Source organism: Streptomyces sp. NPDC052682 (assembly GCF_040678435.1).
GTDB lineage: Bacteria > Actinomycetota > Actinomycetes > Streptomycetales > Streptomycetaceae > Streptomyces.
In genome coordinates this window covers 13840-38894 of the sequence record NZ_JBFATS010000008.1, presented here as the reverse complement: position 1 = coordinate 38894, position 25055 = coordinate 13840, and the positions used below count along the sequence as shown (strand labels likewise).

At 73.6% G+C, this 25055-nt stretch carries 18 protein-coding genes, 2 tRNA genes and 1 riboswitch; of the genes, 14 read left to right on the top strand and 6 right to left on the bottom strand.

The window, feature by feature from the left end; all coding sequences use genetic code 11:
* Positions 1-14 precede the first annotated feature (14 nt).
* The 8 genes from AB0K80_RS14170 (at position 15) to AB0K80_RS14135 (ending at position 8148) form a co-directional block, all read left to right on the top strand.
* A complete protein-coding gene (locus AB0K80_RS14170) occupies positions 15-365 on the top strand; it encodes a metallopeptidase family protein (protein ID WP_365669220.1) in 351 nt (116 codons plus the stop codon).
* A 153-nt stretch (positions 366-518) separates the two neighbouring features.
* Complete coding sequence (locus tag AB0K80_RS14165; RefSeq protein WP_365669219.1) at positions 519-1070, top strand: hypothetical protein; 552 nt, start codon at positions 519-521, stop codon at positions 1068-1070.
* A gap of 285 nt (positions 1071-1355) precedes the next feature.
* Positions 1356-3458: a DEAD/DEAH box helicase gene (locus tag AB0K80_RS14160; RefSeq protein WP_365669217.1), complete on the top strand. Its 2103-nt coding sequence runs from the start codon at positions 1356-1358 to the stop codon at positions 3456-3458.
* Between the two features lie 212 nt (positions 3459-3670).
* A tRNA-Lys gene (locus AB0K80_RS14155) sits at positions 3671-3743 on the top strand.
* A 371-nt stretch (positions 3744-4114) separates the two neighbouring features.
* Positions 4115-4579, top strand: a complete 465-nt coding sequence (locus AB0K80_RS14150; RefSeq protein WP_365669216.1) for a hypothetical protein — start codon at positions 4115-4117, stop codon at positions 4577-4579.
* A gap of 3 nt (positions 4580-4582) precedes the next feature.
* Positions 4583-6208 (top strand): hypothetical protein, encoded by a 1626-nt coding sequence (locus tag AB0K80_RS14145; protein WP_365669214.1) that lies wholly within the window; start codon positions 4583-4585, stop codon positions 6206-6208.
* 51 nt (positions 6209-6259) lie between these two features.
* Complete coding sequence (locus tag AB0K80_RS14140) at positions 6260-6955, top strand: ATP-binding cassette domain-containing protein (RefSeq protein ID WP_365669212.1); 696 nt, start codon at positions 6260-6262, stop codon at positions 6953-6955.
* The gene (locus tag AB0K80_RS14135) at positions 6952-8148 is read left to right on the top strand and encodes an FtsX-like permease family protein (protein ID WP_365669210.1); all 1197 of its coding nucleotides are present in this window, start codon (positions 6952-6954) and stop codon (positions 8146-8148) included. Before AB0K80_RS14140 ends, AB0K80_RS14135 begins: the two co-directional genes overlap by 4 nt.
* Positions 8149-8153: 5 nt before the next feature.
* Here AB0K80_RS14135 and ribA read toward each other — a convergent pair whose 3' ends face one another.
* Together ribA and AB0K80_RS14125 are read right to left on the bottom strand one after the other, a co-directional pair.
* Positions 8154-8789 (bottom strand): GTP cyclohydrolase II, encoded by a 636-nt coding sequence (gene ribA / locus AB0K80_RS14130; protein ID WP_365669208.1) that lies wholly within the window; start codon positions 8787-8789, stop codon positions 8154-8156.
* A gap of 125 nt (positions 8790-8914) precedes the next feature.
* On the bottom strand, positions 8915-9430 hold the full coding sequence (locus AB0K80_RS14125) for a MarR family transcriptional regulator (RefSeq protein WP_365669206.1): 516 nt from the start codon (positions 9428-9430) through the stop codon (positions 8915-8917).
* 89 nt (positions 9431-9519) lie between these two features.
* Between AB0K80_RS14125 and AB0K80_RS14120 the strand changes: the two genes are divergently transcribed.
* The 4 genes from AB0K80_RS14120 to AB0K80_RS14105 all read left to right on the top strand — a co-directional run bounded on the left by AB0K80_RS14120 (position 9520) and on the right by AB0K80_RS14105 (position 13332).
* Positions 9520-10659, top strand: a complete 1140-nt coding sequence (locus AB0K80_RS14120; protein ID WP_365669205.1) for a dihydrofolate reductase family protein — start codon at positions 9520-9522, stop codon at positions 10657-10659.
* Positions 10660-10707: 48 nt separating this feature from the next.
* A tRNA-Met gene (locus AB0K80_RS14115) sits at positions 10708-10781 on the top strand.
* 294 nt (positions 10782-11075) lie between these two features.
* Positions 11076-11237: riboswitch (cyclic di-AMP (ydaO/yuaA leader) on the top strand.
* A 12-nt stretch (positions 11238-11249) separates the two neighbouring features.
* Positions 11250-12278: a M23 family metallopeptidase gene (locus AB0K80_RS14110; protein WP_365669204.1), complete on the top strand. Its 1029-nt coding sequence runs from the start codon at positions 11250-11252 to the stop codon at positions 12276-12278.
* 94 nt (positions 12279-12372) lie between these two features.
* Entirely contained in the window at positions 12373-13332 is a 960-nt protein-coding gene (locus AB0K80_RS14105; RefSeq protein WP_365669201.1) for an aldo/keto reductase, read from the top strand.
* Between the two features lie 49 nt (positions 13333-13381).
* Here the strand turns inward: AB0K80_RS14105 and AB0K80_RS14100 are convergent, their stop codons facing one another.
* The 4 genes from AB0K80_RS14100 to AB0K80_RS14085 all read right to left on the bottom strand — a co-directional run bounded on the left by AB0K80_RS14100 (position 13382) and on the right by AB0K80_RS14085 (position 18585).
* Entirely contained in the window at positions 13382-14734 is a 1353-nt protein-coding gene (locus AB0K80_RS14100) for a PrsW family intramembrane metalloprotease (RefSeq protein ID WP_365669198.1), read from the bottom strand.
* Between the two features lie 64 nt (positions 14735-14798).
* Positions 14799-15602 (bottom strand): tRNA (guanosine(46)-N7)-methyltransferase TrmB, encoded by an 804-nt coding sequence (gene trmB, locus AB0K80_RS14095; RefSeq protein WP_365669197.1) that lies wholly within the window; start codon positions 15600-15602, stop codon positions 14799-14801.
* A gap of 39 nt (positions 15603-15641) precedes the next feature.
* Positions 15642-16883 (bottom strand): L-2-hydroxyglutarate oxidase, encoded by a 1242-nt coding sequence (gene lhgO, locus AB0K80_RS14090; RefSeq protein WP_365669195.1) that lies wholly within the window; start codon positions 16881-16883, stop codon positions 15642-15644.
* Between the two features lie 277 nt (positions 16884-17160).
* Positions 17161-18585, bottom strand: a complete 1425-nt coding sequence (locus AB0K80_RS14085) for an MFS transporter (RefSeq protein WP_365669193.1) — start codon at positions 18583-18585, stop codon at positions 17161-17163.
* Between the two features lie 704 nt (positions 18586-19289).
* Here AB0K80_RS14085 and AB0K80_RS14080 point away from each other — a divergent pair.
* Together AB0K80_RS14080 and AB0K80_RS14075 are read left to right on the top strand one after the other, a co-directional pair.
* Positions 19290-21413, top strand: a complete 2124-nt coding sequence (locus AB0K80_RS14080; RefSeq protein ID WP_365669192.1) for an asparagine synthase-related protein — start codon at positions 19290-19292, stop codon at positions 21411-21413.
* A gap of 284 nt (positions 21414-21697) precedes the next feature.
* The gene (locus tag AB0K80_RS14075; protein WP_365669190.1) at positions 21698-25054 is read left to right on the top strand and encodes a BTAD domain-containing putative transcriptional regulator; all 3357 of its coding nucleotides are present in this window, start codon (positions 21698-21700) and stop codon (positions 25052-25054) included.
* Position 25055 lies beyond the last annotated feature (1 nt).

Here is a 25055-nt window from a genome sequence, read left to right as displayed (position 1 = left end):
CCGACAATGGGCCTGTGCTGGAGATGACGCGCGAGGAGTTCGAGGAGCTGGTCGCCGAGGCGCTCGACCGGATCCCGCCGGAGCTGACACGGCTGATGGACAACGTGGCGGTGTTCGTCGAGGACGAGCCCCCGGCGGACGATCCCGAGCTGCTCGGGCTGTACGAGGGGACTCCGCTGACCGAGCGCGGCGAGTGGTACGCCGGGGTGCTGCCGGACCGGATCACCATCTACCGGGGGCCGACCCTGCGGATGTGCGAGACGCGGGAGGACGTCGTCGCGGAGACGGAGATCACCGTCGTGCACGAGATCGCGCACCACTTCGGGATCGACGACGCCCGGCTGCACGCGCTGGGGTACGGCTGACCCTCGGACGTCTCGGGCAGCCCGGGCATCTCGGGCGCGTTCGGCGCGGCTCGCACACGTGCGTCCGAACGGGTGTGAATGCGGGGCGCGTGTCCTCTTGTGGGCGGCGGGAGTTGGGCACGTTGACTCATCACTCGCCCCGGAGGTGGCCCCGTGCGCCCCTTGAACGTACCCGTCCGCCTGGCCGCCACGGTCGTGGCCGTCGCCGCTGCCGCCGGCTGCATGAGCGTCGGCGACGACGGCGCGGGCGGGGACGCCAGGCCGTCGCACTCCGCCGGGCAACGCAGCGGCAAGGCGCCGGACGGCGGGTCGGCGGTGTCGGGCGGCGGTTCCGGGTACGGCGCGGCGGCGGCCGACGCCGACCACGGGCCCGGCAAGGGGAAGGGCAAGGGCAAGCACGGCAAGCACGGCAAGGGGAAGGGCGCCAAGGGCGGGCCCTCGCAGCCCGAGGCGACGCCGTCCCCGGCGGCGAGCGGATCCGCCCCGGTCGGCGGCAGGCCGGGCAGGCCTGCCAAGCCGACCCCCGAGCGGCCGGCCCCGCCGCCCCCCACCCGGACGCCCGAGCCGGAGCCCACCCCCACACCGCCCGAGCCGTCCGTCACACCGGACCCGACCACGCCCGAGCCGTCGTCGTCGGCGCACGAGCCGCCGGGGCCGCAGCTGGCCCTGCGGGAGCCGGCGCCGGAGGCGGGCACACCCGCGTAGCGGGGCGCGGGAATACGTGTCCGGACGGCCGTGTTCGTGTGGGAGACTGTTCCAGCTGCTGTCGTACGGCTCGAATCCCGTCGGTTTGCCTTGTGGGGCGCGGGGTGCGTATGGTGGCAGATCGTTTGATCCCATCTTGCCCGGCGCCGACACAGAGCGCGCCGTGTGGCGCGTACTCTCCTTTGCCGTGGTGGACCGCATCGAGGCGGTCGTAATTGCGAATCGCGAATCACGGAGTTGACGGGCGCGTGCCGACGAGACGACTCCGGAAGGTTTCGCATTCGCATGTCCATCACCAGTACTGATCACGTCGTCGTGCCCGAGAGCACCGAGGACACCCCCGAGACCCAGGCCCCCGAGCTGACGTTCGCGGACCTCGGCCTGCCCGAGGGCGTCGTGCGCAAGCTCGCGCAGAACGGCGTGACCACCCCCTTCCCGATCCAGGCCGCGACCATCCCGGACGCGCTGGCCGGCAAGGACATCCTCGGCCGGGGCCGCACCGGCTCCGGCAAGACCCTCTCCTTCGGTCTGCCGACCCTGGCGCAGCTCGCCGGCGGCCGCACCGAGAAGCACAAGCCGCGCGCCGTCATCCTCACCCCGACCCGTGAGCTCGCCATGCAGGTCGCCGACGCGCTCCAGCCGTACGGCGACGTCCTCGGCCTGAAGATGAAGGTCGTCTGCGGCGGTACGTCGATGGGCAACCAGATCTACGCCCTGGAGAAGGGTGTCGACGTGCTCGTCGCCACCCCGGGCCGGCTGCGCGACATCATCAACCGCGGCGCCTGCTCCCTGGAGAACGTGGAGATCGCCGTCCTCGACGAGGCCGACCAGATGTCCGACCTGGGCTTCCTGCCCGAGGTGACGGAGCTGCTGGACCAGGTGCCCTCGGGCGGCCAGCGGATGCTGTTCTCCGCGACCATGGAGAACGAGATCAAGACCCTCGTCGACCGCTACCTCAACGACCCCGTCTCGCACGAGGTCGACGCGGCGCAGGGCGCGGTGACGACCATGTCGCACCACATCCTGGTCGTGAAGCCCAAGGACAAGGCGCCGGTCACCGCCGCCATCGCCGCCCGCAAGGGCCGCACCATCATCTTCGTCCGCACCCAGCTCGGCGCCGACCGCGTCGCCGACCAGCTGCGCGAGGCGGGGGTGAAGGCGGAGGCGCTGCACGGCGGCATGACCCAGGGCGCCCGGACCCGGACCCTGGCCGACTTCAAGGACGGCTACGTCAACGTCCTCGTCGCCACCGACGTCGCCGCCCGCGGCATCCACGTCGACGGCATCGACCTCGTCCTGAACGTGGACCCGGCCGGTGACCACAAGGACTACCTGCACCGGGCCGGCCGTACGGCCCGGGCCGGCCGCACCGGCACCGTCGTCTCCCTGTCGCTGCCGCACCAGCGGCGCCAGATCTTCCGGCTGATGGAGGACGCGGGCGTGGACGCCACGCGCCACATCATCCAGGGCGGCGCGGCCTTCGACCCGGAGGTCGCCGAGATCACCGGCGCCCGGTCGATGACCGAGGTCCAGGCCGAGTCGGTGGGCAACGCGGCCCAGCAGGCCGAGCGCGAGGTCGCCCAGCTCACCAAGGAGCTGGAGCGTGCCCAGCGCCGCGCGACCGAGCTGCGCGAGGAGGCCGACCGGCTGCTGGCGCGGGTGGCGCGGGAGCGGGGCGAGAGCCCGGAGGCGGTGTCCGAGGCGGCCGAGCCGTCCGACGACGTGGCGGTGTCGCTGCCTGCGCAGCCGACCGCGCAGGACGTCGAGGCGGGGGAGCGCGAGGAGCGGACGAAGGCCTCGTACGACCGACGGGACGAGCGGCGCGACGACCGGGGGGATCGCGGGGACCGTGGCGGGCGTTCGTTCGACCGTGACCGCGGTGGGCGTTCCTTCGAGCGGCGCGACGACCGGGGCGGGTTCAACCGGGACCGTGACCGGGATCGGGACCGTGACCGTGGCGGGCGTTCCTTCGAGCGGCGCGACGACCGGGGTGACCGCGGGGACCGTGGCGGGCGTTCGTTCGACCGTGACCGTGGCGGGCGTTCCTTCGAGCGGCGCGACGACCGCGGCGGGTTCCGGCGCGACGACCGGGGTGACCGTGGCGACCGTGGCGGGCGTTCGTTCGACCGTGACCGCGGTGGGCGTTCCTTCGAGCGGCGCGACGACCGCGGCGGGTTCAACCGCGACCACGACCGTGGCGGCTTCCGCCGGGACGAGCGCGGTGGACACCGCGGCAGCGACCGGCCGTTCAACCGTGACCGTCAGGGCGACCGCCCCGGTTTCCGCACCGGCGGCCACGAGCGTCCGTACGGCCGTCGTGACGAGCACCGCGGCGGCGGTTCCTTCGGGCGCCGCGAGGACAAGCCGCGCTGGAAGCGCAACGGCTGACCCCGTCGCACGCTGAGCGACCGGCACGGATCGCAAACACGGAGCGCCGTGACCTCACCCTCCCGGTGGGGCCACGGCGCTCTCGCGCGTGCGGCACACGATGGGCAGCCCGCTGTCTCCGCCGGCTTCCCGCACCTTCGGCGGGGCCGCGTCCCGATACCCGATCGGAGACGCGGCTTCCTCGGGCTATGCTCGGGTAGGCAACATCGCCTGGGCCCTTAGCTCAATTGGCAGAGCAGTGGACTTTTAATCCATTGGTTGTGGGTTCGAGTCCCACAGGGCCTACGGGCGCGGGGGAGGGGTTCTCCCCTCTGACCTGCTGCGCAGCGCCCGGGTCGGCTTCGGCCGGCCCGGGCGCTGTCTCGTTTCGGGGCGTCCCGCTCACGGGTGAACAAGGGCGTTGTCCCATGGCGGGAAAGCGCCGTCCGTTCTGCTGTGATCGATACCGAGGGCACAGCAGTGGCGGATGATCACCGGCCGGTGGGTCTGATTCCCCTGGCTTCTGCTGCCTTCGTTGATCTCCCGCCGTCACCTTTCAGCCATGTCCGTCCGTTGTGATGGCCTCTATCCTCCCAAGGCCTGGTTGGGGCGACATGTCCCCTGGTCTCACCAGGGGTTGCTGCGCGCGCAGTGCGACGCGAAACGGGGAGGAACCAGTGAAGAAGCTCCTTTCGGCTGCAGGTCTGCTCGGTGCCCTGCTGACGGGGGCAGCCGGGTCGGCCGTGGCCATGTCCGACTCCGGCTCGACCCCATTGCCCGGTACGGGAGCGAAGGTCGAGGCCAACGCCTGGCAGTGCAACGCGTACGCCGACAAGTGTTCCTTCAGGACGTCCACCAAGACCACGAAGGGCGGCGCCAAGTACAAGGTCAGCAAGATCAGCAACACGGCGACCGTGAAAGCCAACGGCTGGCAGGCAACTCTCGCCCTGAGCCCGAGTGGCACGCAGGTCAGTGAGAACACGCGTCAGGTCAGCTGGACCAACAAGAACACCTGGATCGCGGACATCAGCGGCATCGCAGATCCGGGAGGCTCGCTCAACACGAGCATCACCACCTGCTCGGACGGCGGTGCCTTCAAGTCCGGTGTCAAGGGCTTCGCTTCGGCCTGTGTGAACGACTGATCGATGAATCCTCTCCTTGCCGTACGCCCCAGTCACCGCCGTCGCGGCCTCACAGCCGTGGCGGTGGCGGTCGCCGCGGCCGGACTGGGCGCACTGATGTTCGGCGGCGGCGCGGTGGACCGGCCCGGCCGGCCGGGCAGTGACCTCGGTGAGCAACTCGGCGGTCTGCGCGGCGCGAACGACCTGGTACGGGCAAGCCGCGTCGACGCCGGCCGGGACCCCGCGCTGTATCCGACGGCGTACGGCCGGCTGGAGGCCACGCTCGTCACGGGGCACCCGTCAAAGCCACCGGTACCCGAGATCCGTCCCACGGCCCTGGCCGGCCTCGTCCGCACCGATCTCCTGGACACCCCCGCCTGGCGGGCCCACTACGTGTGTCTCGCACTGGCGGGGGCCAAGGCGTCCGTGTCACCCGAAGCGGCAGCCGTCCTGGAGCGGGCCGGGGTACGGCAGCGGGCCGAGGAAGAGGCGCTCGCCTATCTGCGCCGACCGGACCAGGAGGACGACAAGGCGACCTCGCTCGCCACGCGGGCCGCCTTCCTTCACACGCTGACCTGCCTGGGCCGAGCCGGCAAGGTCCCTGCCGACGCCCGGGACCGTCTCGCGGCGGACGCCGCGCGCATCGCCGAACCGGTGCCGGTGCTGTACGCCGTCGACGCCTTGCGGGCGGTCGGGGTGCGTGTCCGGCCCACGCGTGCCCTGCGTGACGCCGAGGGGCACCTGAGGGACGACTGCGCGGGGCTCGACCCCCTCCAGCGGGCCGCCCTGGCCCTGTTACGCGGCCGTCCGACCGAGCGAACGCGCTCCTGTCTGCTGCCTGCCCTGGGAGAGTCCGATCCCCAGACGCGCTGGGTGGTCCGACGTGCGCTGCTCCTCGCGGACCCGGCCGGGTCGTCACCGGCGCGGCTTCCGGCTCCGGTGAGCAGCATCCGCCCCGACGGCCTGGTCGCCAAGTCTCCGGCCCAGTTGGGCTCGCTCACCGCCACCTATGACGCCGCACGTGCTCTGACCGCCGACGCGCAGCGGGACAAGGCACCGGACTGGCTGAAGCGCCGGTTGACGCAGTTGGCCTCGGACCCGGCACTCGATCCGTCCGACCGGATCCCGCTCGCCATGACGTGCCACCGCCTGGGGCTGGCGTGCGGACCGCAGGCTGATAAGGGCGTCAAGGAGGCCGCCGGGCTGACGGCACCGACACGCCTGACCACGGAGAACCAGCGCCGTTGGTACGGCGTCATGGCGGCGCGGGCCGAGTTCGGCTGGGGCTGCCTCCGTACCTCCGTGGCGTTGCCCGAGGAGAAGGGCACGGCGCTGTCACCCCGTTCACTTCGCATCGTGGCGGTCCTCGCCGAAGCCGGGTGCGAGGCCCACGTACGGCGGCTCACCGAGGGCACCGACCTCGTCGCGCAGGCCCGTCGGGCCCTGCGGGACGGGGATCTGCCGACCGCCTCCGACGCGGTGCAGGCGGCCCTCGTCTCCGACCAGAGCGTTCCGCAGTCGCTCTGGAAGGACCTGCCCGGCCTGCTCGAGCCCTACCGGGACGGGACGTACCCGGACCTGTATGCCGCCTCGCCCGGTGGTGCCGCCTCCGCGGAGGCCACCCGCGCCGCCTATTACCTCCTGGCCTGATCCCCAGAGCCGCCCCTGCCGCCCACAGCCCGAGAAGGACCCCTGATTCTCGTGAACACCCTCTCGCCACCCGTCGTCGCCGAGGGGCTGGCCTTCCGCTACGCCTCCGGCGGTGGCCTGACCCGTGTGGACATCGCCCTCGGGGCGGGAACCACGGCTGCCGTCGAAGGCCCGTCCGGCTCGGGCAAGAGCACTCTGCTCGCCCTGCTCGGCCTGATCCTCTCGCCGGCCGAGGGGTCCCTGTACATCAAGGGCACGGACACCCGCGCGCTGCCTCCGGCGGACCGGGACCTTCTGCGCCGGCGCCACATCGGCATCGTGCTGCAGGATCTTGGGCTCCTGCCGTTCCTCAACGCCTGGGAGAACGTCGCCTCCGCCTTCGGTCCCCGACTCGCGCGGCACCGGACGGCGGCCCGCGACCTGCTCGGCGACCTCGGCATGGCCGATCTGGCGAACCGTCCGGTGACCGAACTCTCCGGCGGCCAGCGGCAGCGTGTCGCCGTCGCCCGGGCGGCGGTGAAGCAGCCGGTGCTCGTCCTGGCCGACGAACCGACCTCCGGCCTGGACCCGGACAGTGCGCACTCGGTCGTGAGCGCTTTGCGTTCCTGCGCCGGACAGGGCGCCGCCGTTCTGCTCGTCACCCACGACCCCTCGGTCGCCGGGACCTGCGAGCAGCGCTACGTGCTCGACGCGGGCGTGTTGTCCCCCGCCCGTACGGAGACCGCTCGTGGGGAGGGCTCACTGTGAGCCGATGGTGCCTGTACACCTGGAAGCGCGACGGGCGTTCCCTGCGCAGGGCGTTGCCCGCGCTCACCGCGCTGGCCGCGCTGCTGGCCACATCCGCCGGGGTGGTGGCCGGTGCCGCCGGGGCCGTGGAGCGGGACGTCCTCGGGGCGGGTGGGCTCACCCAGATCGAACTGTCCTCCTTCGAGGGCGACACGTCCGTCCGCTCGCTGACCAGTTCGGCCCTGCGAGACGTCGAGAACGTGCCGGGTGTCCGACGGGTCGTCGCCGACTACGCCTCCGTGCTCTACGCCGAGGAGGACGGCACGTACGACCTGGCCGCCCGCACCCTGACACCGGGCGACGACCTGCCCGTCACCCGGGGCACACTCCCCACGGAGCCGCGCCGTGACGAGGTCGTCCTGCCCGCCGCCGCCCAGGGCACCGACTTCACGCCGCTGCTCGGCCGGACGGTCGCCTTCGGTTACACCAGGGCGACGGGCGCCGGGGCAGGTACCACCGACGTGATCAGACTGAGGATCGCCGCGGTGTACGACCCGAGTTGGCAGGCCGATGGCCCAGGTGTGGCCTATCTCGCGGAGGACACCGCCGCGTTGCTGGCCGCGGCACGGGCCGGGCTGGATCCCGAGAGGTACCGGAGCACCGAGGGCGCGCGGTCCGCTGTCGTCGAGGTCGAGCACCAGAAGCACGTGGCCGCCGTCACGAAGGCGTTGCAGGACGACGGTTTCTCCGCCTCGCCCGTGTCCGACCGGGTCCGCCACCTGCCGGGTCTGTTCGGTGCCGTCGATCTGGCGGCGCGCATCGGTGTCCTGGTCCTGGCCCTGGCCGCCGTCGGACTCGGTGCCGTCCGGGCCGCCGACAGCGCGCGGGCCCGGGTCGGGCAGTTCGCTGTGCTGCGGATCCTCGGCTCCGGCCGTGCCGACCTGCGCCGGATCCTGCTCGGTGAGGCCCTTCTGACCGGCGGAGTGGCGGGGACGGCCGGGCTGGCCGTCGGTATGGGGCTGTCCACCGCTCTGGCCGGTCCGCTCAGCGGTGTGCTCGGGCTGCCCATCAGGCGCATGGACGCCCTGCCAGGGCCCGGCTGGGCCGCCGCCGCGTTGTTGTTGCCCGCCGCCGGCCTGGCCGCGGGTACGCTGCTCGGCAGTCGGGACGTGCTACGCCAGGACCCTTATCTCACGGCACGGGCGCACCTGTGAGCGGCTCAGCCCGCCGACAGTTCCGTCAGCGCCGCCAGCGGCAGCGTGTGCTGGGTCTGCAGCACCTTCGCCCGCAGGTAACGGACGTTGTGCGCGGTCGTGAAGACACCCGTCGGGACGCGGTCGCGGACCGTGACGTCCAGGGCGCGCAACTGGTCGGCCTTGTCGGGGTTGTTGGAGAGCAGGTCCAGTTCGCGGATGCCCAGGGCCCCCAGCATCTGGGCCGCAGCCGTGTAGTCGCGGGCGTCCTCGGGCAGGCCCAGGGCCGCGTTCGCCTCGTACGTGTCGAGCCCCTGGTCCTGGAGGGCGTACGCGTCGAGCTTGTTGTAGAGGCCGATGCCGCGGCCCTCCTGGCGGAGGTAGAGCAGGACCCCGCCGCGGTCGGTGATGCGCTCGACCGCCTCGCGCAGCTGCGGGCCGCAGTCGCAGCGCGCCGAGCCGAACACGTCCCCGGTCAGGCACTCGGAGTGCAGCCGTACCAGCGGCACCGGGCCGGGGTCGCCCAGGACGACGGCCAGGTGCTCCCGGCCGTCCACCAGCCCGTGGAAGGTGACCAGGTCCGCGTCGACGCGGTAGCCGTCGTGGAAGCGCAGCGGGACCCGGACACGGGCGCGCGGGGTGGCGGCGGGGATCTCGGGCATGCGGGCCTCCGGGTTCCGTTCCAGTGCTTCAGATTTGAAGCAGGACATGGCCCGGGACTCTACTGCATGCTTTAAATTTGAAGCAACTGGCTATTCAGCCGCATGATGAGGGGCATCTCACAGCGTCATGAGCAGGGCGGCGACGAGCGGCGGCGCCACGGCACGTCGTCGGACGCCGGCCGCGTCGCGTCCTCCTGCAGCGCCCGTGCCACCTCGCCGCAGATCTCCTCCAGCTGCCCGACCTGCTCCTCGCTGAGGTGGTCGAAGAGGGAGGCCCGTACGGTCTCGACGTGCCCGGGAGCCGCGCGCTCCAGCACCGCCAGGCCCGCGTCGGTCAGCACGGCGATGCTGCCCCGCTTGTCCCACCGGCACGCCTCCCGCCGTACCAGGCCGTCCTTCTCCAGGCGCGTCACGGCGTACGTCAGCCGGGTCCGCGTGATCTTCAGCCGCTCGGCGAGGTCGGTCATGCGCAGCCGCCGCTCCGGGGTTTCCGAGAGGGTGGCCAGGATGGAGTAGTACAGGTGCGGCATGCCGGCGTCCTGCTGGAGCTGCCGGTCGATCGCGTCCTCCACGAGCAGGGTGGCGGCGAGGTACGCGCGCCAGGCGCGCTGCTCGGCAGGGGAGAGCCAGCGGGTCGTCATGCCGCCAGTGTAGGTTTGCTTCAAACTTGAACCAAGACCCACCAGGACCCGCCGCACGGCTCCCGGGTCCGGCTGCGAGGAGCGCGCCGATGCCCCACCCGTACGTCCTGCTGTCCGCCGCCGTCTCCCTCGACGGCTACCTGGACGACACCGGCCCTGAGCGCCTGCTGCTGTCCAGCCCCGCCGACTTCGACCGGGTCGACGAGGTGCGGGCGTCCGTCGACGCGATCCTGGTCGGCGCCGGCACCATCCGCGCCGACAACCCCCGGCTGCTGGTCAACGCGCCCGGGCGGCGCGCCGCCCGCCTGGCCGAGGGCAGGCCCGAGTACCCCCTGAAGGTCACGGTCAGCGGCTCCGGGGACCTGGACCCGGCGGCACAGTTCTGGCACACCGGGGGCGAGAAGGTCCTCTACACGACCGACCGGGGCGCCGAACGGGCCCGCGCCCTCGGCATCACCGCCGACGTCGTGCCGCTCGGCAGCGGCCTCGACTGGCGGCGCCTGCTCACCCACCTGCACGACGTGCGCGGCGTACGGCGGCTCATGGTCGAGGGCGGCGGGCAGATCCACACCCAGCTCCTCACCCAGGGCCTCGCCGACGAACTCCAGCTCGTCCTCGCCCCGCTCTTCGTGGGCGATCCGGCCGCGCCCCGCCTCTTCGGCCCGGGCTCCTACCAGGGCGGCCGGCTGCGGCTGCTGGAGACCCGCGCGATCGGCGACGTCGTCCTCATGCGCTACCGGCCGACCGCCCCGGGCACCGGCCCGCTGCCCTCGGCCGCGGACCACCACTGGCTCGCCCTGGCCTGCGAACTGGCCGAGCGCTGCCCGCCCTCGGACACCGCGTTCAGCGTGGGGGCGGTGGTGGTGGCGGCCGACGGTACGGAACTGGCCCGGGGGTACTCCCGCGAGGGCGGCGACCCCGTCGTGCACGCGGAGGAGGCCGCGCTGGCGAAGACCGGCCCGGACGACCCGCGCCTGGCGACCGCCACCGTCTACAGCAGCCTGGAACCCTGCGCCCGCCGGTCCTCCCGGCCGCTGCCCTGTGCCCGGCTGATCCTGGCGGCGGGCGTACGGCGGGTGGTCACGGCGTGGCGGGAGCCGGACACCTTCGTGGCGGGCGCGGACGGCAGCGGACTGCTGGCGGCGGCCGGTGCGGACGTCGTCGTCCTGGCGGAGCACGAGGAGCGGGCCAAAGCCCCCAACCGGCACCTGATCGGCGGCGGGCGGTGACGTGTGTGCGGGCTGTCCCGAACATGGCGTACACTGGTGTCATACCGACGCGGGGTGGAGCAGCTCGGTAGCTCGCTGGGCTCATAACCCAGAGGTCGCAGGTTCAAATCCTGTCCCCGCTACTGAAGGCTCAGGGCCGGAACTCATCGAGTTCCGGCCCTGAGTCGTTCCCGAGCCGGGGCGGCAGCGTCACGCGGTGTGACCGCACTGTCCCGCTCCGCACGGCAGTTGACGGTCCGTCAAGCCCCGTCAGTCACGCGAGGTGTGGTCAACTCGCCCGATTATCGCCGGTGATGACAGGTAAGTCCCCGGGAAATTCGCTAACGATCAAGCGGAACCGCTTGGAATCACCACCTCACCTCTATTAACGTTCGATAACGCAGCGCGGTCGTCCCAGCCGTCACAGAAGGCGGCTCCGTGCGCACGCGCCGAATCCCGCAAGGGAACCGGGGAACCACCACCATGGGGTGAATCACGCGGATACCGCCGTGCCGGCACGGCCGGCCGGTATACGCGCGTAGGAGACCTTCCCGCTCCGAACCCGTCAGCTAACCCGGTAGGCGGAGACGGAAGGAAAGGAGTACGCCTACGTGGCGTCCAACCGGCCTGCCCCCGCGGCCCCGTACGCGCCGAGCCGGCGCGAGACCGACACCTTCGGCTACGGCGGCCCCAGCGTCGACGAGGGCCCGTTCCAGGAGTGGAACCCCACCGAGGAGTCCATCCGTCCCGTACGCGGCCGGCATCGCGTCACCAAGCAGCGCGGCGGGCTCGCCCGCAGCTCCACCGTCCTCGGCGTCGGTGTCATAGCGGCCGTCGGCGCGGGCGGCATGGCCAGCGCGCAGACCGGCAAGCCGCCGGTGTCGATCTCCATGCCGGACCTGTCCTCCGTGGGTTCCCTGATCTCGGACGACGACACCCCCGAGGGCTCCGCCACCCCGCTCAGCAGCATCGGCACGACCTCCGCCGACACCGAGCAGGGCGCCGCCGACGCCGGTGAGGTGCTGCGCGCCCGGATCATGGCGCAGGCCGAGCGGCAGCAGGCCCAGGTCGAGAGCAAGGCCGCCGCCGAGGCCGCGGCCGCCGCCGAGAAGGCCGCTCAGGAGGCCGCCGAGAAGGCGCAGAAGGAGGCCGAGGCCAAGGCCGCCGCGGCCAAGGAGAAGGCGGAGGAAGAAGCCCGCAAGAAGGCCGAGGCCGAGCGCCTGGCCGAGCTGGCCAAGCAGTACACGCTGCCGACCTCCTCGTACACCATCACCTCCACCTTCGGCCAGGCCGGCGCCTACTGGTCCTCCGGCTACCACACCGGCCTCGACTTCGCCGCGCCCACCGGCACCCTCATCAAGGCCGTGCACAGCGGCACCATCACCGAGGCCGGCTGGGCCGGTTCGTACGGTTACCGCACGATCCTGACCCTCGACGACGGTACGGAGCTGTGGTTCTGCCACCAGTCCTCCATCAACGTCAGCGTCGGCCAGAAGGTCAACACCGGTGATGTGATCGGCCGCGTCGGCGCCACCGGCAACGTCACCGGGGCCCACCTCCACCTGGAGGTCCACCCGGACGGTTCCGCGAACGGCGTCGATCCGATGGCGTGGCTGCGCGGCAAGGGCCTCAACGTCTGAGCCCCGCCGGGGGATCGGGCAACGCCCGGGAGTTTACGAACCCTTGGCCGGACGCGTGGAATGGGCGGGTCCGGCCGGGTCGTTGACGACGGACATGACGTCGAACACCACCCCTTCGCTTCGCAAGCTCGGCAGTTCCGACCTCGAGGTCTTCCCGCTCGCTCTCGGGGGCAACGTCTTCGGCTGGACCGCCGACGAGGCCACCTCCTTCGCGGTTCTGGACGCCTACACGGCCGCCGGCGGCAACTTCGTCGACACGGCCGACGTGTACTCGGCGTGGGTCGACGGCAACCAGGGCGGCGAGTCCGAGACGATCATCGGCAGGTGGCTCGCCGCGCGCGGCAACCGCTCCGACGTCGTCATCGCCACCAAGGTCAGCCAGCACCCCCGGTACCAGGGCCTGTCCGCCGCGAACATCAAGGCCGCCGCCGACGCCTCCCTGCGCCGCCTCGGCACCGACTACATCGACCTGTACTACACCCACTTCGACCAGCCCGAGGTGCCCGTCGAGGAGATCATCGGCGCGCTGGACGACCTGGTGAAGGCGGGCAAGGTGCGCTACATCGCCGCCTCCAACATCTCGGCGGAGCGGCTCAAGGCGTCCCTGGAGTTCTCCGACCGCGAGGGCCTCGCCCGGTACGTGGCGCTGCAGCCCCACTACAACCTCGTCTCGCGCGACACCTACGAGGGTGAACTGCGCGACGTCGCCGAGCGCTCCGGCCTGGCGGCCGTGCCGTACTACGCGCTCGCCTCCGGCTTCCTCACCGGCAAGTACCGGCCCGCTACGACGGTGGACAGCGCGCGGGCGGGCGGCGCCGGCAAGTACCTGGAGACGGAGCGGGGCCGGCGCGTCCTGCCGGTCCTGGACGAGATCGCCGCGGCCCACGAGGTGCCCGTCGCGACCGTCGCCCTGGCGTGGCTGGCGGCCCAGCCGACGGTGGCCGCGCCGATCGCCTCCGCGCGGACCGTGGAGCAGCTCCCCGCCCTGCTCGGGGTGGCCGGCCTGCGGCTGACGGACGCAGAGGTGGACAGTCTCACGCGGGCGTCGGCCTGAGCCCTGTCGCCCTCGTCCTCCTCCGCTCGGCACCGGTAGGGGCTTTCGCTCAGGTCCGGTACGGGTTGTACGCCGGGTACGGTGCCGCCGGGTGGCCGTACCCGGCGGCGCCGTACAGCCCGTACACCGGCCAGGGCGGTGTGATCACCGGCACCGGCGGGGCGGTGGCCCTGGCCGCGTGCTCCAGGGCCGGGCGGGCCAGGTCACGGCGCCGCCACAGCTCCTGAAGCAGCTCCCGCTCCCGTACGGCGAAACCGGCGTCCGCCCGGCCGCGCCGCGCGCGGTGGCGCAGGAACGCCAGCGAGGTGGCATACGCCTCGTACCGCGCCACCGTGCGGGCCGCCTGCCGTCCGGCGTGGTGGCGGGCGTACTGCCGGGCGATCCGCCGGGCCCGCATCGAGCCCAGCGCGAACGGTTCGGCCGGCCCCAGCCACCCGGCCACCGCGTAGGCGGGCAGTTCCTCCCGTACGGTCCTCAGTTCGCGCTGCCGCGTCCAGATCACCAGCCAGGTCAGCACGCCGAACGTGGGCACCATGAACGCCGCGTACACGGCGAAGAAGCCGTACTCGCCGAGCGTGGAGGAGCCGTTCCACAGCGCGTGCAGGGCCATCGCGAGCAGCAGGCCGCCGAGCGGCAGGAGCAGGCGGCGTACCCGCTGCCGCTGCGTCGCCAGGGCGGCGATGCCGAAGCCGATGCCCGTCAGGACGGTGAAGAGCGGGTGGGCGAACGGCGACATCACGATCCGTACGAAGAAGGTCGCCGCCGTGACGGAGGCGATGCCGCGGTCGCCGGTGAGCTGGTCGGTGCCGAAGGCGTTGCCCAGGTAGAGGATGTTCTCGGTGAACGCGAAACCGGTCGCGGTGACGCCGGCTATCACCACGCCGTCCAGGATCCCCGTGAAGTCGCGCCTGCGGAAGAGGAAGACCAGTAAGACGGCGGCGGCCTTCGCGGACTCCTCGACGACGGGCGCTATGACCGTGGCACCGAGAGTGTCCGCGCTGGAGGGGTCCGCTGTCGCCGTCGCTATCCATCGGGTGGCGAAGCTGTTGGCGACGATCGCTATCAGCGCCGCCGCGCAGGCCCCCCAGGCGAAGGAGAACAGCAGGTTCCGCCAGGGGCCCGGCTCGACCCGGTCCAGCCAGCGGAACGAGGCGATGAGCAGCGGCACGGGCAGCACCGCGAGACCGAGCCCGACCAGGAAGCCCTCGGTGCCGGTCTCCTCGCGCACCAGGGCGAGGATGACCAGCCCGGACAGGGCGAGGAGCGAGCTGAGGGCCCCGTAGCGCACCCACGTCCTTCGCCACCAGTGCGGGTGCCGCAGCGGACCGCCGGCGGGGGAGCCGACGGACGTGCCGGGTGCGGGGCCGTTGGGGTGGGGCAGGTACGGGGGACAGGTGGCCACGGCATCGACCCTAACGACGGAGGGGCGCCGCCCGCGACGGTGTCTCCCGCTGTGCGGGAGGCGCCTAGCGCGGTACGCGACGGAAGAGCAGGTCGTTCACGACATGTCCCTTGTCCAGTCCCTGGCCCTCGAAACGGGTCAGCGGGCGGAACTCGGGGCGCGGGGCGAAACCGCCGTCGGCCTGGGTGTTCTCGAAGTCGGGGTGCGCCGTGCACACCTCGAGCATCTGTTCGGCGTACGGCTCCCAGTCGGTCGCCAGGTGCACGAGCGCGCCCGGCTTGAGACGGGAGGCGGCCAGTGTCAGGAACTCCGGCTGGATGAGCCTGCGCTTGTGGTGCCGCTTCTTGGGCCAGGGGTCGGGGAAGTAGACGCGCAGACCGTCGAGGGAGTCGGGGGTGAGCATCTCGCGCAGCAGGATGACGGCGTCGCCGTTGCCGACGCGGATGTTGGTCAGGCCCTGGCGGTCGGCGAGGTTGAGGAGGTTGCCCTGGCCGGGGGTGTGGACGTCGACCGCGAGGATGTTGGTGCCGGGGTCGGCGGCGGCCATCCGGGCGGTGGCCTCGCCCATGCCGAAGCCGATCTCCAGCACGACGGGGTTGTCGTTGCCGAAGAAGTCGGTGAGGTCGAGGTGCCGGCTGCCGTCGATGTCGAAGCCCCACTTGGGCCACAGCCGCTGGAGGGCATCCGCCTGACCTGCGGTGACCCGGCTGCGGCGGGGCTGGAAACTCCGGATCCGCCGCTCGAAGTGCGACCCGGCGGGATCGGCCTTCGGCCCGTCCGGGAAGCGCGGCTCCCCCTTCGCCCGGGTGCGCCGGATGGAGGTCCCGGGGGCGGGGTGGGCTTCGGGGGTGTTCACGGAGTCAGTCACAGTGAGGTCGATTTTACGGGTGCCTGTGGGACGGGTGCCTTACGCGCGCTCCAGCACGGCCAGCGCCCTCCTCGCCACCTCCCGGCCGATCGGCAGCGAAGCCGTGGCCGCGGGGGACGGCGCGTTCAGGACGTGCACCGCCCGGGCCCCCTCCCGGATGAGGAAGTCGTCCACCAGCGTCCCGTCCCGCAGCACCGCCTGCGCCCGGACCCCCGCCGCCGTCGGCAGCAGGTCCGCCTCCGTCACCGCGGGCAGCAGCCGCCGTACGGCCTGGGTGAACGCGCCCTTAGACAGGGACCGCCGCAGCTCGCCCGCCCCGTACCGCCAGTGCCGCCGCGCGATGTGCCAGGACCCCGGCCAGGCGAGTGCGGAGCGCAGCTCGCCGAGCCGGACCGTGCCCCAGTCGTAGCCCTCCCGGGCCAGCGCCGGCACCGCGTTGGGGCCGACGTGCACCCCGCCGTCGACGCCCCGGGTGAGGTGCACGCCGAGGAACGGGAAGGCCGGGTCGGGGACGGGATAGACCAGGCCCCGGACCAGGTGGGGTCTGGCCAGCTCGTAGTACTCGCCCCGGAAGGGGACGATCCGCACGCCCGGCTCGTCCCCGGTCAGGCGGGCGATCTCGTCGCAGTACAGGCCCGCGCAGTTCACCAGGACGCGGCCCCGGACGACGTCCCCGGTGGCGGTGCGCACGGCGACGCCGAGGCCGGGGCGCCGGTCGACGCGGACCGCCTGCGCGCCGTAGCGGATCTCCGCGCCGGACGCCTCGGCCAGCTGCCGGGCCACCCCGGAGAAGTCGCAGATGCCGGTGGTGCCGACGTGGATGGCCGCCAGGCCCCGCACCTCGGGTTCGTACTCGGCTATCTGGGACGCGCCCAGCTCCCGTACCGGTATGCCGTTCTCCCGGCCGCGCTGCACGAGCCCGTGCAGCCGGGGCAGCTCCGCCCGGTCGGTCGCGACGATCAGCTTGCCGGTGACGGCGTGGGCGATGCCGTACTCGGCGCAGAACTTGACCATCTCGGCGGCGCCGCGCACCGCGTAGCGCGCCTTGAGGGAGCCGGGGCGGTAGTAGACGCCGCTGTGGATCACGCCGCTGTTGCGGCCCGTCTGGTGACGGGCCGGGCCCGGCTCCTTCTCGAGCACGGTGACGCGGGTGCCCGGCGCCGCGCGCGAGATCGCGTACGCCGTCGACAGGCCGACGATCCCGCCGCCGATCACCAGCACGTCGCAGTCGTATGCGATCTTGGCCCGCACCTGCTCCACCTCCCGGTTCCGATAGTGCACTGTGCCACTGACAACGCGCTGGTCCGGGGGCACCCGCACCCGCCGCGCAGGCGGTGCAGGGCGCGTGAGGGGCGGAGGAGCGCCTGGGAGGGGCCGGGCCACGGGGCGCTGCGGGTCTTCCGAGCGGGCCGGATCCCCCTAGCGCGCCGGATCCCCTGAGCGCGCCGGATCCCCCGAGGGCTCCGGGCTCCCGAGGACGGTGTGTCTTCCACGCGCGGCAGATCTTTCGACGGCGGTACGTCTCCCGAACGCTCCGGGCCTGCCGAGGCCCGCCTCGTCAGGCCGGGGCCATCAGCAGGGGGCGGGCGCGCTCGCGCAGTTCGACCACGCGGGGCTCGTCGCCGTACGGCTCCAGGCGGTGCAGGAGGTCCCTGACGTATTCGGTGGTGCGGGCCGAGGAGATGCGCCCGGCCACCTCCACCGCCCGGACGCCCTGCTCGCAGGCCGCGTCCAGGTTGCCCGACTCCAGTTCGGCGACCGCGGAGACGACCAGGCGCAGGCCGTGCGAGCGGACGAACTCCTCCGTCGGCCTGGACAGGGCCTGCTCGGTGAAGCGGCGGACCTGGCGCGGGGCCTTCAGGTCGCGGTAGCACTCGGCCGCGTCGGCGGCGAACCGGTCGTAGGAGTAGAAGCCGAGCCAGTTCGGGTCGTTGTCACCCGGCCGGGCGCGTTCCAGCCAGCTCTCGGCGGACTTCAGGGCCGCGCCCGCCGCCTGGGCGTCGCCCGCACGCGCGTGTGCCCGGGCCTCGACGAGGCGGAAGAAGCTCATCGTGCGGGCCGTGGCCAGGCCCCGGTTGCGTTCCAGGGCGGCCTGGGCGAGGTCGACGCCCTCGTCGCCGAAGCCGCGGTAGGTGGCCTGGAGGGACATGGAGGCCAGCACGTAGCCGCCCAGGGGCACGTCGGCGGCCGCCCGGGCCAGGCGCAGGGCCTGGATGTAGTAGCGCTGGGCCGCCTCCTGCTGGCCGGTGTCGAAGGCCATCCAGCCCGCCAGGCGGGTCAGTTCGGCCGCCGCGCCGAAGAGGGCACGGCCGACCTCGTCGGAGTAGGAGCCGAGCAGCAGCGGGGCGGCCTCGACCCGCAGGCACTCGGGGACCATCGACGAACGCCAGTCCCCGCCGCCGTACTTGGAGTCCCAGCGCCGCGCGTCCTCGGCGGCCTCCCGCAGCTTGCGCACATCGCTGTGGCCGACTTTGATCGGTGAGCCGGTGCCCTCGGAGGGGCTCGCCTCGCGCGCCACCGAGCTGTCGGCCGGGGTTATCAGCCAGCGCGAGGCGGGCGTTGCGTATGCGCTGACTGCGAACGATCCGGCGAGGGACTGCCAGATGCCGCCGGAGCCGGCGCGCCGGCCGGCGAGGTCGAGGCGGTACAGCTCGGTCGCGCTCTTCACCGCCTGCCCCACGTCCCGGGGGAAGGCGAGACCCACCTCGGGCGCGGGGTCCGCGTCGGCCAGGCCGATCTCGTGGAGCGGCACGGGACGGCCCAGCTTCTGGCCGATGGCGGCGGCGATGAGGTGCGGCGCCGCACCCTGCGGCACCATGCCCTTCGACACCCAGCGCGCCACCGAGGTCTTGTCGTAGCGAAGAGTCAGTCCGCGTTGCGCCCCGAGGTCGTTGACGCGCCGTGCGAGTCCGGCGTTGCTGATTCCCGCGAGGGCGAGAACGGCGCCGAGTTTTTCGTTCGGCCCGCGTTGCTCCCTGGACATGCGCCACCCCTCGACACAGACGGCTGCCGCGCTGGCATAACCCCGCGGCATTCGTAAACCCAGCGTAGTTCGCCGCATCCCAAGCGTTAAGGGGCATTGTTCCGGATGGCGGGATTGTGGTCCGTACGCAAGTGCGGGTCCGATACGGGCAGTTGCGGCGTGCTCCCGATGTGTGGCCGTGCGCCCGCCCGTGCGCTCTTCTCCAGCCACCGCGGGAGCGCTTCCATGGTCGGTGCGTGGGTCGGCCCGCTGTACTGGATCCAGTGGGCTGGGGGACACCGCCGCCTCCATCCCCGCGGGCGGCGGAACGGTCCGGGAGGCGGCCTCCGTCTCCCGGACCGCGCATCACGGGGCGGTGCGCCGAGCCTGTACGGAGCGTGTTCGACGCCGTTCCGGCTGCTCGTATTTGGCCGAAAATCGACCCCGTTTCTTCTGCGGAATCGCCGCTTCTAGCACGGTACTTGAGGGCGCGTCGGGTGCCTTCGGGGGCGCATTGAGGGGCGCATTCGTGTCGCAGACGCCGTGCCCCCGCAGGAGAAACCGAGGTGGCGCGCACGGGAGCCGATGAGGCGCGGGCGCGCACTCGGGGGCGCGTTCGCCGGAGCGCAAGCGGATCCGCATCCCCTCTACGGCGTGTCCTTCATGGCAGCATGGTGAACCGGTTCGTACGGTGCACTGGTTGTCCACAGCCTGTGGAGGCGTCGATGCGGTGGTTGGTGGGATGGAGCAGCACCGCCGCGGGGACCGTCCGGGCCGGCTCCGCGGCAGCCACCGGGTACGACACCGCACCCGACGGCGAGACCCTGCACCCGGTGGGTTCCCAGCTGCTGTGGGGCGATCCCGACCCGCTGTGGGCGGTCGGCGACTGGCGCCCCGACGAGGTCCGCGTCGTCGCGGCGGACGCACAGACCCGGATCGCCGTCCTCGGGATCTGCGGCGCCAGCGACGAGCAGTTGCGCGTCGCCCTGTTCGCCGCGCGCGGGGGCGCACTGCGGCATCTGACGGCCTGGCCGGGCAGCTACACGGCCGTGGTGCAGGTGGGGCGGCGCATCACCGTCTGCGGCGACCTCGCGGGCGCCCGCCCGGTGTTCTACACCCCCTGGGCCGGCGGCACCGCGTACGCGACGGCCGCGCTGCCGCTCGCCGACCTCGTCGAGGCCAACCTCGACTTCGGGCACCTCGCCGCGCTGCTCGCCGCCCCCGACGTACCGGCCGCGCTGCACGACTCCACCCCGTACGACGGCGTGAAGCGCGTTCCGCCCGGGCATGCGCTGATCCTGCGCACCGGGGCCCGGGAGGTCGCCGGGTACGAACCCGTCGCCTCGCTGGCGGTGGCGGCGCCCCCGGCCGACCCGGACCGCGCGGTCGACGCCGTGCGCGACGCCCTGGTGGAGGCCGTCCGCACCCGGCTGTCCGCTCCCCGGCACGTCCCCGGGGACGGCATCGACCCGGGCCCGGTGCCCGGCATGGGACCCGCCGAACGGCGTGCCGCGCGCGGGATGCCCGTCCCCGGGATCGGGGCGGACCTGTCCGGGGGGCCGGCCTCCGGCACGCTGGCGCTGCTGGCCGCCGGGCTGCCGGGCATGCCGGGGACCGTGCTCGGACACGGCACGGGCGCGGGCGAGCGGCTGCTGGCGGTGACCTTCAACGACCTGGCCGTCGGCGGCCGGGAGGCCGAACTGGAGCGGGCCGGAGCCCTGGCGGCCAACCCGCGCCTGCACCACGTCGTCGTGGCGGGCGGCGAGGAGACCCTGCCGTACGCCGACCTGGACGTGCCGCTGACCGACGAACCGGGGCGGTACCTGGTGACGGCGGCGCGGCACCGGGCCCGGCTGGCCTCGGGCAGCGCCGACCACTTCACCGGGTACGGGGCGCGCCAGGTGCTGGACGCCCACCCCGCGCGCCTGGCCGACCTGCTGATGGACCGCAAGCGCCGCCACCTGGTGCGACCCGTCGCCGCGCTCGCCAAGGCCGACGGCTCGGTGATGGTCCCCGCGCGCGTGTACGCCGCCGCACGACGGCTGGCCCGTACGTCGTACCGGGCGGGCCTTGAGTCCCTGGCCGGGGTGCTGCTGACCCGCCGCTCGGACGGCTTCGACGAGCCCGACGGCGCGGTGGAGGCCTCCCTGGCCGCGCTGACCTGGGGCAGACCCGGGCCGGCGGCACGCTGGCTGACCGGTGAGGCACTGGCTGAAGTATCGGTTCGCCTCCAGGCGTCGACACACCGCTCCGACGTGGGCCCGGGACAGCGGCCCGGCGACTTCCGCGCGCGTGCGGCGCTCGCCCGGTACGCGGCCGACCTGCGCGTGCTGGAGCAGGCCGCGGAGGTCCGCTTCCAGCGGCTGCACGCGCCGTACCTCGACAACCAGGTGGTGCGGGCCGCGCGAGCCCTTCCCGAGGCGCTGCGGGTCCGGCCGGGAGCGCGGGCGGCGATCCTGCGCACGGTCCTGGAGGGCGCGGGCGTACGCGAGTTGCCGCCCGGCTGGGGCGTCCCCACCCAGGGGACGGCGGCGGCCGCCGCGCGCACGGGGCTGCGGGTGGCGGCGGACTCCCTGCTGATGCTGTTCGAGACCCCGCTGCTCGCGGAGGCCGGGCTGGTGGAGGCGCGGGTGGTGCGGGCGGCGGTGCGGGGCGCCGCGGCCGGCGAACCCGTGCCGGTGGACGGCCTGGCGGACCTGGTCTCCCTGGAACTGTGGCTCCGCCGCCTGCTGACCCGCCGCGGCACCTGCTGGACGGGCACCCCGGGCCGCCAGCGGGCGGTACCGGCGGGGATCGCGCCGCAGCGGGGGGCCCTGGGGGCGGCGGCCTCCGGCGGGGTGGCGGGGTAGGGCCGCTGATTGGGGGCGGGGGCGGAGTGCGCTGATTCCGGGTGGGGGCGGGGCGCGCTGATTCCGGGGCTGGGGCGGTGCGCTGATGGGGGGAGCGGCGAGGGCGGTTGCGCTCGGCGGGCGAGGGCGGTGGCCTTCGGCGGGCGAGGGCGGTTGCGCTCGGCGGTGGAGGGCGGTGGCCTTCGGCGGTGGAGGGCGGTTGCCTTCGGCGGCCGACGTGCTGTGCCGGACGCGGGGCGTCCTGTGCACCGACGTGACCGGGCGCACCCCGGCACAATGACTCAGTGCGGTACAGAATCCTGGGCGTCACCCAGGCCGAGGACGACCACGGCACCCTCATACCCCTGGGCGGCCCCCGCCTGCGCGCCCTGCTGACCGCCCTGGCCCTGCGCGCCCCCCGCGTCACCACCCCCGACACCCTCATCGACGAGGTCTGGGCGGGTGACCCGCCCCAGGACGCCCCGGCCGCCCTGCAGGCCCTGGTCGGGCGTCTCCGCCGTGCCCTCGGCAGGGACGCCGTCGTCTCCGAGGCCGGCGGTTACCGGCTGGCCGCCGCACCGGACGACGTGGACCTCCACCGCTTCGCACGGCTCGTGCGGCGCGGCACCACCGCCCTCACCGCCGGCGAGCCGCACACCGCTCTCCGGTCCCTCGACGAGGCCCTGGAGCTGTGGCACGGCCCGCCGCTGGCCGACCTCCCGGACCGGACCGCCGCCGCGACCCGTCCGGGGGCCCTGCGCCTGGAGGCCGTACGCGCGCGTGCCGAGGCCCGGTTGCGCCTCGGCCGCGCCGCGGACGCCGTACCGGAACTGCGGGAGCTGACCGCGGCCCACCCGTACGACGAAGCGCTGCACGCCCTGCTCCTGCGGGCCCTGTGCGACACGGGCCGTACCGCCGACGCGCTCGCCGCGTACGACTCCGCCCGCCGCGCCCTCGCCGACGGCCTGGGCACCGACCCCGGGCCGGAAATGCGGGCCCTGCACACCGAGTTGCTGCACACGGCCGCGACCGGCACACCGCCGACGACCGCGGCGCCCTCCGCCTCTCAGCCGCCCTCCGCCTCTCAACCGCCCGCCTCCCAACCGCCCCTCTCCCCGCCGCCCGCCTCCCTGCGGCCCGAGCAGCGCGGCAACCTGCGTCGCCGTCTGACCTCGTTCGTCGGCCGGGAACCCGAGATCGACGCCATCCGTTCCGACATGCACAGGGCCCGACTCGTCACGCTCACCGGACCGGGCGGCTCTGGCAAGACCCGTCTCGCCGAGGAGGCCGCCGCCGGGCTTCCGCAGGCATGGCTGGCCGAGCTCGCCCCGCTCGACCGGCCGGAGGCGGTGCCGGGCGCGGTGGTCAGTGCCCTCGGTCTGCGCGAGACCGTGCTGATGACCAGCGAGCTGAAGGCCCCGCAGGACGACCCCGTCGCCCTGCTCGTTGAGTACTGCGCCCCGCGCAGCCTGCTGCTGATCCTCGACAACTGCGAACACCTCATCGGCGCGGCCGCCGACCTCGCCGAGACCCTCCTGACCCGCTGCCCGGGGCTGACGATCCTCGCCACCAGCCGTGAACCCCTGGGTGTCCCCGGCGAGTCGGTGCGCCCGGTCGAACCCCTGCCACCGGAACACGCGCACCGCCTCTTCGCGGAGCGCGCCGCCGCCGCCCGTCCCGACGCCGCGGTGCTCCGGGACGAGGCGGCGGTGGAGGAGATCTGCCGGCGGCTGGACGGGCTGCCGCTCGCCATCGAGCTGGCCGCCGCCCGGCTGCGGCTGCTCACCCCCCGGCAGATCGCCGACCGGCTCGACGACCGCTTCCGGCTGCTCACCTCCGGCAGCCGCACGGTCCTGCCCCGGCAGCAGACCCTGCGGGCCGTCGTCGACTGGTCCTGGGAGCTGCTGGAGGCGGCGGAGCGGACGGTGCTGTGCGAGCTGTCCGTGTTCGCGGGCGGCTGGGACCTCGCGGCGGCGGAGGCGGTGTGCACCGGACCGGTGGCGGACCTGCTCGGGGCGCTCGTCGACAAGTCCCTGGTCGTCGCGGACCCGTCCGGGCAGGACGGTGACGGCATGCGGTACCGGATGCTGGAGACCATCCACGAGTACGCCGTCGAGCGCGCCGGCGAGGTCCCCGGGCTGCGGGCCGCGGCCGAGCGGCGGCACCGCGCGTGGGCGCGTGCGCTGGCCGAGCGGGCCGATCCGCTGCTGCGGTCCGCCGGGCAACTGCCGTGGATCTCCCGCCTGGAGACCGAGCTGGACAACATCCGCGCCGCCCTCGACCGGTCCCTCGCCGCGGGGGACGAGGCCGAGGCGGGTGCCGTGGTCCTCGCCATGGGGTACTTCTGGTGGCTGCGCAACTACCGCCTCGAGGGCGTCCAGTGGACGGACCGCGTACTGCGCCTGGGAGCCGCCCTGGACGCCGGCGCTGTGCCCGACGCGTCGGGCGGTCCTGCCGGCCCCGACCCCGTCGACGCCTTCCTCGCCGCCCCGGACGAAGAGGCCCACCACCCGCTGCACACCCAGCGGATGCGACTGAGGATGCAGGACCTCTTCCTCAGGTCCGAGGTCGAGCCGATCGACCGGCTGCGGGACGAAGGGCTGCGGCCGTACGTCGCCCGGGTGCGGGCCTTCTTCGAGAAGGGCGGCCCGGAGGCGGCCCGTATGCCGGGGCTGGTCTGGCCGCTGACCTCCTTCTTCCTCGACGACCCGGTCGCCTCCCGGGACGTCATGGATGCGGCGGTCGCCAACTGCCGCGCCTACGGCGGGCAGTGGGAGATCGCCGCCGCACTGATGTTTCGCGCGCACGCGGTCGTCGACTCGGTGGGCGGCCTGGCCGGTGTCGACGACGACCTCGCGGAGCTGCGGGTGCTCAGCCCCCGTGTCGGCTGCCGCTGGCTGCGGGCCCAGGTGTGCAGTGCGGCGGGCGAGGCGGCCATGGCACGCGGCCGCTTCGAGGAGGCCAAGGGCGAGTACGAGGAGTCGCTGCGGCTCGCCTACGAGGTGGGCGCGTACGCCGAGTCGCCCTTCCTGCTCGCCCGGCTCGCGGAGATCGCCTACCGCGCGGGCGACCGCCCGGGAGCGCTGGCGGCGCTGGACGAGGCCGGCGCGGCGGCCGACCGCCACGGCGTGGCGGACTCCCGGGCCTTCGTCCTGCTGCTGCGGGCCCAGCTGGCGCTGGAGGAGAAGGACGAGGTCCGGGCGCGCGAGCTGTGGAGGGCGGCCAGGGCCGAAACGACGCGGGGGACACCGCCGCCCCTGTTCTCGGTGTGGCTGTGGCTGGTCGACGTACTCCTGACGGCGAGGGAGCAGGGCCCGGCGCAGGCCCTGCCGAAGCTGGCCGCCACCTTCCGTGAGGCCGTGCGGACGCGGTGCTCGGAGACCGTCCGGGCGACGCTGGTGGACAGCGCCGCCGGGCTGTTGTGCGACCTCGGGGACGCCTCGCGCGCGGCGCGTCTGCTCGGCGCCGGCGAGCACGCGCGCGGTGGCTGTCCGCGTCCCATGCCGGACCGCGCGCACGCCGAGCGGGCGGAGGCCGAGGCCCGGGCCGTGCTCGGCCCGGAGCGGTACGCGGCGGAGCACGCCGCCGGCGCGGCCCTCGGCGCGGAGGACGTCCTGCGCGAGCTGCACGAGGCGATGTCCCGGCACGCCACGCCCAGGTGAA

What these genes read in the sequence shown, in the direction of transcription:
- AB0K80_RS14160 (WP_365669217.1), top strand. Translation starts at nt 1,356, where the DNA reads ATGTCCATCACCAGTACTGATCACGTCGTCGTGCCCGAGAGCACCGAG.
- AB0K80_RS14145 (WP_365669214.1), top strand. Translation starts at nt 4,583, where the DNA reads ATGAATCCTCTCCTTGCCGTACGCCCCAGTCACCGCCGTCGCGGCCTC.
- ribA (WP_365669208.1), bottom strand. Translation starts at nt 8,789, where the DNA reads ATGCCCGAGATCCCCGCCGCCACCCCGCGCGCCCGTGTCCGGGTCCCG.
- AB0K80_RS14125 (WP_365669206.1), bottom strand. Translation starts at nt 9,430, where the DNA reads ATGACGACCCGCTGGCTCTCCCCTGCCGAGCAGCGCGCCTGGCGCGCG.
- AB0K80_RS14120 (WP_365669205.1), top strand. Translation starts at nt 9,520, where the DNA reads ATGCCCCACCCGTACGTCCTGCTGTCCGCCGCCGTCTCCCTCGACGGC.
- AB0K80_RS14105 (WP_365669201.1), top strand. Translation starts at nt 12,373, where the DNA reads ATGACGTCGAACACCACCCCTTCGCTTCGCAAGCTCGGCAGTTCCGAC.
- AB0K80_RS14085 (WP_365669193.1), bottom strand. Translation starts at nt 18,585, where the DNA reads ATGTCCAGGGAGCAACGCGGGCCGAACGAAAAACTCGGCGCCGTTCTC.
- AB0K80_RS14080 (WP_365669192.1), top strand. Translation starts at nt 19,290, where the DNA reads ATGCGGTGGTTGGTGGGATGGAGCAGCACCGCCGCGGGGACCGTCCGG.